At 60.5% G+C, this 12,221-nt stretch carries 10 protein-coding genes; 3 read left to right on the forward strand and 7 right to left on the reverse strand.

Features of this window, described 5'->3' with window-relative positions:
- Positions 1-36: 36 nt before the first annotated feature.
- The 6 genes from NHU87_RS23080 to NHU87_RS23105 all read right to left on the reverse strand — a co-directional run bounded on the left by NHU87_RS23080 (position 37) and on the right by NHU87_RS23105 (position 8,518).
- Complete coding sequence (locus tag NHU87_RS23080; protein WP_253552730.1) at positions 37-1,998, reverse strand: acetyl/propionyl/methylcrotonyl-CoA carboxylase subunit alpha; 1,962 nt, start codon at positions 1,996-1,998, stop codon at positions 37-39.
- A gap of 135 nt (positions 1,999-2,133) precedes the next feature.
- Complete coding sequence (locus NHU87_RS23085) at positions 2,134-2,931, reverse strand: enoyl-CoA hydratase/isomerase family protein (RefSeq protein WP_253552732.1); 798 nt, start codon at positions 2,929-2,931, stop codon at positions 2,134-2,136.
- Positions 2,928-4,085: a citronellyl-CoA dehydrogenase gene (gene atuD, locus NHU87_RS23090; protein ID WP_253552734.1), complete on the reverse strand. Its 1,158-nt coding sequence runs from the start codon at positions 4,083-4,085 to the stop codon at positions 2,928-2,930. Before atuD ends, NHU87_RS23085 begins: the two co-directional genes overlap by 4 nt.
- A 68-nt stretch (positions 4,086-4,153) precedes the next feature.
- Positions 4,154-5,770 (reverse strand): geranyl-CoA carboxylase subunit beta, encoded by a 1,617-nt coding sequence (gene atuC, locus NHU87_RS23095; RefSeq protein ID WP_253552736.1) that lies wholly within the window; start codon positions 5,768-5,770, stop codon positions 4,154-4,156.
- Positions 5,771-5,773: 3 nt separating this feature from the next.
- Positions 5,774-6,703, reverse strand: a complete 930-nt coding sequence (locus NHU87_RS23100; RefSeq protein ID WP_253552738.1) for an SDR family oxidoreductase — start codon at positions 6,701-6,703, stop codon at positions 5,774-5,776.
- Positions 6,704-6,715: 12 nt separating this feature from the next.
- Complete coding sequence (locus NHU87_RS23105) at positions 6,716-8,518, reverse strand: acyclic terpene utilization AtuA family protein (protein WP_253552741.1); 1,803 nt, start codon at positions 8,516-8,518, stop codon at positions 6,716-6,718.
- A gap of 178 nt (positions 8,519-8,696) precedes the next feature.
- Here NHU87_RS23105 and NHU87_RS23110 point away from each other — a divergent pair, with 178 nt between their 5' ends.
- From NHU87_RS23110 to NHU87_RS23120, 3 genes are all read left to right on the forward strand, one after another.
- A complete protein-coding gene (locus NHU87_RS23110; protein ID WP_253552743.1) occupies positions 8,697-9,323 on the forward strand; it encodes a TetR/AcrR family transcriptional regulator in 627 nt (208 codons plus the stop codon).
- Between the two features lie 93 nt (positions 9,324-9,416).
- Positions 9,417-10,211: a substrate-binding periplasmic protein gene (locus tag NHU87_RS23115; RefSeq protein ID WP_253552744.1), complete on the forward strand. Its 795-nt coding sequence runs from the start codon at positions 9,417-9,419 to the stop codon at positions 10,209-10,211.
- A gap of 99 nt (positions 10,212-10,310) precedes the next feature.
- Entirely contained in the window at positions 10,311-11,324 is a 1,014-nt protein-coding gene (locus NHU87_RS23120; RefSeq protein ID WP_253552745.1) for a GNAT family N-acetyltransferase, read from the forward strand.
- 109 nt (positions 11,325-11,433) lie between these two features.
- Here NHU87_RS23120 and NHU87_RS23125 read toward each other — a convergent pair whose 3' ends face one another.
- A complete protein-coding gene (locus tag NHU87_RS23125) occupies positions 11,434-11,982 on the reverse strand; it encodes an RNA polymerase factor sigma-70 (protein WP_007894994.1) in 549 nt (182 codons plus the stop codon).
- Between the last annotated feature and the right edge of the window lie 239 nt (positions 11,983-12,221).

Consider the following 12,221-nt stretch of genomic DNA (forward strand, 5'->3'; position numbering starts at 1 on the left):
TGAGCGTAGCCAAACCCGGCGGATCCGCCTAGCGGCTTATTCGACCTCTAACAAAATCTGACGATTTTTGACCTGATCGCCGACCCTGACCTGCAAGCGTTTGAGCACGCCGTCGATACCCGATTTGAGCGGATGCTCCATTTTCATCGCTTCGAGCACCACCAATAGCTGACCTTTGCTGACCTGGCTGCCCTCACTGACCAATACATCGACGATCGCCCCGTCCATTGGCGCCTTGAGCGTGCCGGAACTGACACTGGCCTGGCCGCTGACCAGTGCCTGGGTCTTATCGACCAGCCGCAAGCTGCCGGGGCGCGTGAACAACCAGAGTTGCCCGGCTTCGAGGTGATAGGCATGGCGTTGGCGGATGCCGTCGATTTCCAGGGTAGCCCAGCGTCCGTCGCACCCGATGACCTTCAGTTCGAGGGCGCGAGCACCGATCTGAGCACGGTAGGGTTTGCCAGGTTCAGCGTTCAATTCCACCGGCCAAGCCTGATCCTCCAGGCCGATCAAGTAGTGCAAAGGCACGTTGGCATTGTTACGCCAACCGGCCAGCGGGGCGCGATAAGCCTGTGCCGAAGCCTGATAAAACAGCGCCGCTGTGATGGCCAGTTCTTCGGCGCTCGGTATATAGGGGTGTAGGCAGGGATGATCGACAAAGTACGTGGGGATGAACCCGGTGCTGAACTCGCCGCTGATGAATTGCGGATGTTGCAGCAGGCTGGCGAGCAAGCGCTGATTGCTTTGCACGCCCAGCAGTACGCTGTCTTGTACCGCCCGCAGCAACTTGCGCCGGGCTTCTTCGCGGGTGGCGCCGTGGGCGATGAGCTTGCCCAGCATCGGATCATAGAACGGGCTGACAGACTGGCCTTCGATCAGGCCATGGTCGATCCGCACGCTGCCCTGCAACGCAGGTTCCCAGGCTGCGATTCGCCCGGTTTGCGGCAGAAACCCCTGGGCTGGATCTTCGGCGTACAGGCGCACCTCCATGGCATGCCCGTTGAGCTGCACCTGCTCCTGTCGCAACGGCAGCGGCAGTCCTTCGGCGACGTGAAGCTGCCAGGCCACCAGATCGAGGCCGGTGATCAGCTCTGTCACCGGATGTTCCACTTGCAGCCGGGTGTTCATCTCCAGGAAATAGAACTGCCCGCGCGCATCCAGCAGGAACTCCACAGTGCCAGCGCCGACATAATTCACCGCGCGCCCCGCCTTGAGCGCCGCTTCGCCCATGGCCTGACGCAGCTCGGCGGTCATCACCGGGCAGGGCGCTTCTTCGATGATTTTCTGGTGGCGGCGCTGAATCGAACAATCGCGCTCGCCGAGGTAGATCAGGTTGCCATGCTGATCGCCGAACACCTGAACCTCGACGTGACGCGGGTCGATCAAAGCTTGCTCGAGGATCAGTTCGTCGCTGCCAAACCCATGCAGCGCCTCGGAACGCGCGGTACGGAGTTGCTCCAGCAATGCTCCAGCGCCATGCACCAAGCGCATCCCACGACCGCCACCGCCGGCACTGGCCTTGATCATCAATGGGTAGCCGATGCGTTCGGCTTCGCGATTCAGGGTCGCGTCGTCCTGATCGCTGCCCTGATAGCCTTTGATGCAGGACACGCCCGCTTTGATCATGGCGAGTTTCGACAGACGTTTGTTGCCCATCAATTCGATGGCCTCGGGGCTCGGGCCGATGAAGATGATGCCGGCGTGTTGGCAGGCGAGGGCGAATTCTGCGTTTTCCGAGAGGAAGCCGTAACCGGGGTGGACCGCATCGGCACCGGTGCGCCGGGCGGCGTCGATAATTGCCGGGATGTTCAGATAAGACTGCTGCACCGGCGCCGGGCCGATGTTCACGGCTTCATCGGCCATCTGCACATGCAACGCATCGGCGTCGGCATCGCTGAACACGGCGACGGTGCGGTAGCCCAGCGCTTGCGCGGTGCGCTGGATGCGGCAGGCGATTTCACCGCGGTTGGCGATCAGGATTTTGCTGAAGGCGGGCATGGAGTCTTCTCTCAAGTTGTGCGGTGAAAGTGATGGCCTCTTCGCGGGCAAGCCTCGCTCCTACAGGTTCAACGATTGCCGCGTGATTTGGGCTCGACACAAAACCTGTAGGAGCGAGGCTTGCCCGCGAAGCTCTTAAGTGGCCCACCCCGGTTTACGCTTCTGCACAAAAGCCATCGTCCCCTCGACCCCTTCAGCCCCGGTCACTGCTTCACTGAACCACTCGGCCGCCTGATCCAGCAGGCCATCCGAGAGTTGCACCGCACTCGCCAGCAAGAGCTTTTTGGTCGCCGCATTCGCCCCCGGCGCGCAGCACAACACATGGGCCAGCACCTCATCGAGGCGCTCGGCCAAGGCTTGCGGGTCATGCTCGACAAAATGCACCAGTCCCATCCGCCGCGCCTGATTGCCATCGAACCGTGCGGCGGTCAGGGCCAGTCGGCGGGCCTGGGTCAAACCGATGCGCTGCACCACGAACGGCGCGATCTGCGCCGGCAACAAGCCGAGGCTGGTTTCCGGCAGGCCGAATTGCGCCTGATGATCGGCTATGGCGATATCGCTGACGCAGGCCAGACCGAAACCACCGCCAAGCACCGCGCCTTGCAGCACGGTGATGACCACTTGCGGCGCGTGCTGAGCTTCTTCCAGCAAGGCGCCGAACGCGCGATTCAATTCGCGGTAAGCCGTCTGGCCTTGAGCACGGGCGTTGGTCATGTCCTTGATGTCGGCGCCGGCACAAAAATGCCCACCGGCACCGCCAATCACCAGCGCGCGAACCTGCCGGTCATCCCGCACCGCCGCCAGCACCGTGCGCAGCTCGGCGACCATTTGCAGGCTCATGGCGTTACGACTGTCGGGACGATTGAGGGTGATGTGCAGAACGCCGTTTTGCCGTTCGAGCAACAGGGTCTGACAAACGGGAAGGGTGCTCATTTCTTTTTCCCCGGCAGGATGCCCATGAGTTTGCAGATGATCCCCAGCATGATTTCGTCGGCACCGCCGCCGATCGACACCAGCCGCACGTCGCGGTATGCCCGCGCCACCGGGTTGTCCCACATGAAGCCCATGCCGCCCCAATATTGCAGGCAACTGTCGCTGACTTCCCGACCGAGTCGCCCGGCCTTGAGTTTGGCCATGGATGCCAGACGGGTAACGTCCTGGCCTTTGATGTATTGCTCGGTGGCCTGGTAGACCAGCGCCCGCAGGCATTCGATTTCGGTTTGCAATTCGGCCAGGCGGAAATGGATGACCTGGTTGTCGATCAGCGCATTGCCGAAGGTTTTGCGCTCCTTGCAGTACTCGATCGTGCTGTCGACGCAGTACTCCAGGCCTTTGATCATGTTCGCCGCGCCGAACAGCCGTTCTTCCTGGAACTGCAGCATCTGCATCATGAATCCCGCGCCTTCGTGGCCGATGCGGTTGCGTTGCGGCACGCGCACGTTGTCGAAAAACACTTGGGCGGTTTCCGAGCTGCGCATGCCGAGCTTGTCCAGATGCGAGCTGAGGCTGATCCCGGGGCTGTTCATCGGCACCATGATCAGCGACTTATTGATGTGCGGCTTGTCGTCCGAGGTGTTGGCCAGCAGGCAAATGAAGTCGGCGCTCGGCGAGTTGGTGATCCACATCTTGCTGCCGTTGATTACATAGTCGTCGCCATCCTTGCGGGCGGTGGTTTTCAAACCTGCCACATCGGAACCGGCGCCGACTTCGGAGACGCCGATACAGCCAACCTGCTCGCCGGTGATCGCCGGTCGCAGGAACTCTTCACGCAGTTCATCAGAGCCGAATCGCGCCAGGGCCGGGGTGCACATGTCGGTCTGCACGCCGATGGACATCGGGATGCCGCCGCAATGGATGGTGCCGAACTCTTCGGCAGCCACAATCGAATAGCTGTAATCGAGTCCCATGCCGCCGAATTTTTCCGGTTTGGAAATCCCCAGCAGACCGAGGTCGCCCGCCTTGCGGAAGATCTCATGGATCGGAAAGCGCCCGGCCTTTTCCCACTCCTCGACGTGAGGATTGATCTCGTGCTCGACGAATTGGCGGACGGTGCGGCGCAGTGCTTCGTGTTCCTGGGTGAAGATCATTTTTTGTTGTTCTCCTGTGATCGTTCCCACGCTCTGCGTGGGAATGCAGCCTTAGACGCTCTGCGTCATCAAAAACGGGCTACGCCGAAACTGTTGGGCTGTAGTGAACGAACCTCGGCCTCATGGCAGATATCCAGCAAATACCCGAGCAACGTGCGGGTGTCCCGCGGATCGATCAGCCCGTCGTCCCACAGGTTGGCGCTGCCATACAGCGCGGTGGACTGGCTGTCGAGTTTCTGCGCGGTGACCTGTTCCAGCATGTCGAGCATTTTCGGATCGGGCACCAACCCGTCCTTGAGCTGTTTGGCTTCGGTGACGATCCGCAACACTTTGCCGGCCTGCGCGCCGCCCATCACCGCGGTGCGGCTGTTGGGCCAGGCGAAGATGAAACGCGGGTCGAGGCCACGGCCGCACATCGCGTAGTTGCCGGCGCCGTAGGAGCCGCCGACCACGATCGTCAATTTAGGCACCCGGGCATTGGCCACCGCTTGAATCATTTTCGCGCCGTGCTTGATCACGCCTTGCTGTTCCGACTCGGTGCCGACCATGAAGCCGGTGGTGTTGTGAAAAAACAGCAGGGGCGTCTGGCTCTGGTCGCAGAGCTGAATGAACTGTGCAGCCTTGCTCGCACCTTTGGGCGTGATCGGGCCGTTGTTGCCGATGAAGCCGCAGGCTCGACCCTGAATCTGCAAATGCCCGCAGATCGTTTGCTGGTCGAACTCGCCCTTGAATTCGAGGAAGTTCGAAGCGTCGGCAATCCGGGCGATGATTTCGCGTACGTCGTAGGGTTTTTTCGGGTCATCCGGGATCAGACCCAGCAGTTCGTCGATGGGGTACAGCGGTTCTTCCCACTGACGTTCGGGTAACCATGGCAGCTGATCGTTCCACGGCAACAGGCTCATGATTTCGCGCACCTGGCGCACCCCATCGGCATCGTTCTCGGCCAGGTATTCGGCGGTACCGGCGGTTTGCGCATGCATCTCGGCGCCGCCCAGTTCCTCATCGGTAGCGACTTCGCCGGTGGCGGCCTTGAGCAGCGGGGGACCTGCGAGAAATAGCTTGGCCTTGCCGCGCACCACCACCACGTAATCCGACAACCCCGGCTGATAAGCGCCGCCCGCTGTGGCTGAACCATGGACCACGGTGATTTGCGGCAAGCCCATGGCCGACATTCGCGCCTGATTGGCAAAGCTGCGCGCGCCTTCGACGAAAATCTCCGCCGCATAATTGAGGTTGGCGCCCCCGCTCTCCGCGAGGGTGATCACCGGCAGTTTGTTTTCCATGGCGATCTGTTGCAGGCGCAGGGACTTTTTCAAACCGCTGGGGGAAATGGTTCCACCCTTGATCGCGCTGTTGTTCGCCACCACCAAAACCCGCACGCCGGACACGTAACCGATTCCGGCGATCAAGCCGCCGCCAGCCGCGCTGCCGTCCTTGTCATCGTGCAACTTATAGCCGGCCAGGCTCGCCAGTTCGAGGAACGGCGCGCCGGGATCGAGCAGCAGGTTGAGCCGCTCCCGGGGCAGCAGTTGCCCGCGCTTGTCGAACCTGGGTTTGGCTTCGGCGGCTTTGCTCAGCAGGTTCTGCTCGAGCTGACGGACCTGCTCGATGCTGGCCAGCATAGCCGCGCGGTTGCGGGCGAACGGTTCGCTGAACGGGTCTATCTGGGACTGGATGACCGGCATGGGTTATTCCTTGTCCTTGGGCTCGTCTGGCTTGGGGATGTCTGGTTTGGACACGTCTGGTTTGAGCGCGTCGGGTCTGAGCACCTCGGGTAAATAGGCGCGGTGAAAGCCGTTGTACGAATGACTGTTCTGCGCCTTGTGCATCGGCCAAGCCCGTCCGCCGAGGCTGGCGGCGCCGTCGATGCGCAAGGTGCTGCCGCTGACAAAAGCGGCGGCCGGGCTGAGCAGGAAAACAATCGCCGCACTGACTTCCGATTCGGTGCCGATACGTTTGAGCGGCACGTGTTCGCACAGGGTCGGGATCACGGCCCGGAACGCACCTTCGTAGGTGTCCATGCCGCTGGAAGCGACCCAGCCCGGCGCGACGGCGTTGACCCGCACGCCGGCATAGCCCCATTCAAACGCGGCGGTCTTGGTGAAGTTGTCCATGCCCGAGCGTGCCGCGCCCGAGTGGCCCATGCCGGGCATGCCGCCCCACATGTCGGCGAGCATGTTGACGATGGCGCCGCCGTGCTTGCTCATGGACTGATTGAACACCTCACGGGCCATCAGGAAACCGCCCACCAGGTTGGTGCGCAGTATGGTTTCGAAGCCTTTCTGATTGATCGACGCCAGCGGCGAGGGGTACTGCCCGCCGGCATTGTTGACCAGCCCATGAATCGGCCCGTGTTTGCGGATCAGTTCGCTGACCAATTGCGTGACGGCGTCTTCATCGCGGATATCGCAGACCTGCCAACTGGCTTTACCCCCGTCTTCGGTGATTTCAGCGGTGACCTTTTTCAGTTTCTCTACATTTCGCCCCACCAGCAGCACCTGCGCGCCGAGGGCCGCGAGCTCGTGGGCGGTGCAACGGCCGATGCCGCTGCCGCCACCGGTGACAATTATATTTTGGCCAGCGAACAGGTCGGGTTTGTAAATCGAGTCATAAGCCATGGCGACGGTCCTCTAGTTGACCTGATCGGCGATGCGCTGCGGCACCGGAATCTGGATCTCCAGCAGTTGTTGGGCGAACGCCTTGCCTTGCGGATCGATCCGCAGGCTGGCCACGCCACCGCCGCCGAGTGCGTTTTCCAGAAGAAAATTAAAGCTCTGAGTGCCGGGTAAATACCAGCGTTCGACACGCCCGTGGATCGGGTCGAGGACATGGCTCATCCAGTCGACCATCACCGCAGGTGTCAGCGCTTCGGCGATCCACGGCAGGTAGTCGGGATGGCGGGCCATGACGCCGATATTGCTGTGATTGCCCTTGTCGCCGGAGCGTGCCACGGCGAGTTTGATCAGGGCCACGCTGGCGTCGGCGCGTTCTGTGGGTTGCGGCGGATCGAACGGTAGCGGCAAGTCATCCGGGTCGAGTACATCGAGGGCGGGCAGGGCGCACGGATGGCGTTTACCGGCGAGGTTGATTTCCAGGGTGCAGGCCGTTTTGTCGATCAGGAACGAAAACAGCCGGATCAGCGGGTACACCGTCGGCCGCCCGCCGACGATCCCGGTCAACCCCGGCGCCATGCCGGTGGCGGCCTGGGCGATTTCCCGGGAAAACAGAATCAACGCCTGTTTGCTTGGGTGGCGCACGGCGAGTTTTATCACCACTTCGCGGCTGTCCTGGCGCTGGCCATGAGGGCCGTAAGTGGCTTCGCTGCCCAGTAACTCGATATTCACTTCGCTGTAGGGCGCCCAGCCGCGCTGGCTGAAGATTTCCGAGGTCTTGTTGATGATCGCCTGGCTGACTCGTCGGGCCTTGGCCACGGCATCGATCCCGGCGATCAGGCAACTGGCGGTGCAGCGGAAACCGTCCGGATACGTGGCGCTGACCTTGTACTGATCGGTCGGCGGCAAGCCTTTTGCGCCATGCACCTGAACCGCGTTTTTGCCTTGCTGCACGAGTTTGACCTGACTGAAATCGCATACCACGTCCGGCAGCAAATAGGCCTGTGGGTCGCCGATTTCATACAGCATCTGCTCGCCCACCGTCAGGGGCGTGACCAGACCGCCGGAGCCGTCGGGTTTGCTGACGATAAACTGGCCGTCGGCGTTGACTTCGACGATCGGAAAACCGATGTGTTCGTAATCGGGCACGTCGTGCCAATCGGTGAAATTGCCGCCGGTGCATTGGGCGCCACATTCGATAAGGTGCCCGGCCAATGCAGCCTGGGCGAGTTTGTCGTAGTCGTGCCACGACCAGCCGAACTCATGCACCAGCGCGGCGCTGACCACGGCGCTGTCGACCACGCGCCCGGTAATCACAATGTCGGCACCCAGGCGCAGGGCCTCGACGATGCCGGGCGCGCCGAGATAGGCGTTGGTCGACACGCACATCGGCGGCAGGGGCGTGCCATTGAACATCTCATGGAGGCCAAGGCTGCTCAGGCGTTTGAACTGCGGTTGCAGATCGTCACCGGACAGCACGGCGATCTTCAGCGCCACCCCGGCCTTGTCGCAGGCCGCTTGCAGGGCCGCGGCGCAAGCCTGTGGATTGACGCCGCCGGCATTGCTGATGACGCGGATCTTCTGTTCCGCGAGTTGGTTGAGGAGAGGACTGAGCACTTCGATGAAGTCGCTGGCGTAGCCGGCCCCCGGATCTTTCATCCGCGCCCCGGCCATGATCGACATCGTGATTTCGGCCAGATAATCGAACACCAGATAGTCCAGCCGCCCGCCTTCCACCAGTTGCTCGGCGGCGGTCGAGGTGTCGCCCCAGAATGCGCTGGCGCAACCGATGCGGATTGTTTTGGGCGCAGCCAATTCCATAACCACCTCCGACAGAAGTGCTTCGAGACTACCAAGCAAGCGCTTGGTTTGTAAACGGCTGAAATATCTTCTGCCCAAGCGCTTGCTTGGTCGCCCCCGCCAGCTTAAATTGCCCGCGCAACCCCGCTGTTTTAGCGGGCAGCAGCGCAATTGATTGATCGACTGTAGGAGAGAACGGGTGGACGAGCAAAAAGCCCTGAGGGTGATGCGCGAATTGGTCGACAGCGGCCAATTGACCGACCCGGACAGCGCTCGCGGCAAACTGCTGCAAGTGGCCGCTCACCTGTTTCGCAATAAAGGTTATGAACGCACTACCGTGCGTGATCTGGCTGGTGCGGTGGGTATTCAGTCAGGCAGCATTTTTCATCACTTCAAAAGCAAGGACGAGATCCTGCGGGCAGTGATGGAAGAGACCATTCGCTACAACACCGCGTTGATGCGTGCGGCCCTGGCCGAGGCCGACAGTGTGCGCGAGCGGGTGCTGGCGCTGATTCGTTGCGAATTGCAGTCGATCATGGGCGGCAGCGGCGAGGCCATGGCGGTATTGGTGTATGAGTGGCGTTCGCTGTCGGCAGAAGGTCAGGCGCAGGTTCTGGCCCTGCGTGATATTTATGAAGCGATCTGGTTGCAGGTGCTGGGTGAAGCCAAGGACGCCGGTTTTATCCGCGGCGACGTGTTCATCACCCGCCGTTTCCTGACGGGCGCGTTATCCTGGACCACCACCTGGTTTCGTCCCGATGGCAGCATGAGTCTCGATCAATTGGCCGATGAAGCGCTTATTCTGGTGCTTGAAGAACGGCAGTAAGCCGTCTATCTCGGCAAGAAACTGGCTAAGTCGGCGAAACCGCCTAGTTTGAATGCATTGATGGGTATTTTTCTTGGGGAGTGGGCTGTTTTGATGTCTTCGCCAATTCGAACGGCGTCGCGGCTTTTGCTGGCGGCGCTTGCTGTGTGCTGGGTGTTGCCGTCTCAGGCCGCGCAGTTGGTGCGGGTCGGTGCCGCGCATTTTCCACCCTATACCGTGCGTCCGGAGTCCGGTGCCGACACCGGTCTGTTGCCGCAACTGGTGGAAGCGCTGAATCAGTTGCAAACCGACTATCGGTTTGAGCTGGTGCCCACCTCCATTCCTCGACGTTTCAACGACTTCAAGGAAGGCCGGGTCGACATGGCGATTTTCGAGAATCCGGATTGGGGCTGGAAGGACATCCCGCATACCCTCGTCGACATGGGCCTGGAAGATGCAGAAATCTTTGTCGCGCAGAAGAAGCCCGATCGTGATGAGAATTACTTCAAGGACCTGACGGGCAAGCGCCTGGCGCTGTACAGCGGCTATCACTACGAGTTTGCCAATTTCAATGCCGATCCCAAGTATCTGGCCGACACCTACAAGGCCACGTTGACCTATTCCCATGACAGCAACTTGCTGATGGTGCTGCGCGCACGAGCGGACATTGCCTTGGTGACACGTTCCTACCTGAGCGATTATCTGCTGCGTAACGAGAAAATCGGCGAGCAGTTGCTGGTGTCCCAACGCATCGATCAGGTCTATCACCATTACGCGCTGATCCGCCCGCAGGCGCCAATTACTGGCGAAGCATTCGGCAAGTTGCTGCAAGGCCTGCGAGACAATGGGCAGATGCTGAAGATTTTCGATCCCTACAAAATTGCCTTGGTGCCGGTGGGCAAACCCTGAATCGTGGTTCAGGTCGCGTATTTGGCGACTGTGCTTAAATTTCCTGCTCCGGCTCACGTCACATCGTTGAACTGTCGACGATTACCGTGAGCCCCTCCCATGTCCAATCTGAATGACCTGACCACCCTGGCCCTGCCGTCAGGCAACTGTCTTGTAGCCGATGAAACCACCAGCCGCCTGAGTCTCAGCCTGCAAGGGCAGCCGTTGATCGAACTGCGGCTGACCCGTGAGCCGGAATTGCACCTGCGGCTGGAGGAACGCTTCGGTCGTCCTGACGGTCAGGCATTCTGGGCGGCCTGCTATTGGCTGTTTGTCCGTGACGCGGCTTGTCAGCGTCTGACCTGGCAACTCGATGACGTGCCTACCGAAGCGTTGCTCAGCGGGTTGCTGATTGCGACCGAAGTCACCGGTCAGTATCACTGCGAACGCACGCTGTTCTGGCAATTGCCCCAGCCTTGGCTGGGTGAGTCGCGCAACGGCTGCTATCCGCAGCAAATGGTCATCAGTGGCGGCAAGCGCCATCCATTGCGTGCGGTGAAACCCCGTGGTGAGGTGTATCGACGCCTCGATGCGCGGCTCGGTGCGTGGGTCTCCCTGCGCACGGTAGAAATCGAGCATGACCTGGCACGTTTCAACCGCTGGCAGAACAGCCCGCGGGTGGCGAGTTTCTGGCAGGAGGAGGGCAGTATCGAGAAGCATCGCGAATACCTGAGCAAGCTTGAAGCCGACCCGCACACCTTGACGCTGATCGGTTGCTTCGATGATCAGCCGTTTGCCTATTTCGAAGCCTACTGGGCCAAGGAAGATCGCATTGCGCCGTTCTATGATGCCGGCGATTACGACCGTGGCATTCATATGCTGGTGGGCGAAGAACATCAGCGCGGCCCGCACAAAGTGGCGAGCTGGCTATCGGCGCTGGTGCATTACCTGTTTCTCGATGATCCACGTACTCAAAGAGTGGTAGCCGAACCTCGCGCCGATAATGCGAAGATGATCGGGCATATGCACAATCAGTGTTTCCACTGCGAAAAAGAGTTCGACTTCCCGCACAAGCGCGCGGCGCTGATGATGCTGGGGCGTGAGCGGTTTTTTGATCGGTGTTCGTTGGCTTGAGGTGTATGGCTCAAGGGCTGTTGCGGTCTTGAGTCAGTCTTCGCGGGCAAGCCTCGCTCCTACAAGGAATCGCATTCCCCTGTAGGAGCGAGGCTTGCCCGCGAAGCTTTTAACGGCGCGCGAACGTATCCGCACGATTGCCCGACACCTTGCGGCAATGCACCAACGCGTCACGAATCATGAAGTTCACCAGGGTTGGCGAGACGCCGAGTTCCTTGGCGATGTCTTTTTGCGGCACGCCGTGCAGGCGGTACATCTCGAAGGCGTAACGGGTGCGGCTGGGCAGCTCCGTCAACGCATCGGCAATGTTTTCCAGGGTCGAGAAATTCATGTGCGAGGTTTCCGGCGAAGCGCCCTGGATCACTACGTTCAGACCTTCCTCTTCCGGGCCCGAATATTTCTGCTCCAGCGCCTGCTTGCGGTAATGATCGATCGCCAGGTTGCGCACGATCTGGAACAGGTAGCTGAGCTGCGCCTTGATTGACGACGTGATCTGCGGCGCCGATTGCAGCCGGAAGAACGCATCCTGTACCACGTCTTCGGCGCGTGATCGGCAACCGGTAATGCGGGCGGCAATCTTGACCAGAATCAGTCGGTTGTCGACGAAGGCCTGAAGTAGCGGTGAATCGCACCTGCTTGTGGATACTTGTTCCGTCATTGGAAATCACCTTGCTGCAAATAGGGTCGTGGGACGACAGGGGGATCGGACTCGTCCTACGCATCGAGCGACAAATTAGGCTGAATGATAATGATTGTCAATTGAGAAAGAGAATTAATGCTCCACAAAAGAGCAGAGTGAGAACTGCGACACATCGACTCACCCACTGACCGCAAACCTGCTGGCGCTCAAGCCTGGCGACTAATTATTTCCAGACCTTGTCCGTTCTCATTGGTGAA

The sequence above is a fragment of the Pseudomonas mandelii genome, from assembly GCF_024138395.1.
GTDB classification, from domain to species: Bacteria; Pseudomonadota; Gammaproteobacteria; order Pseudomonadales; family Pseudomonadaceae; genus Aquipseudomonas; species Aquipseudomonas mandelii_E.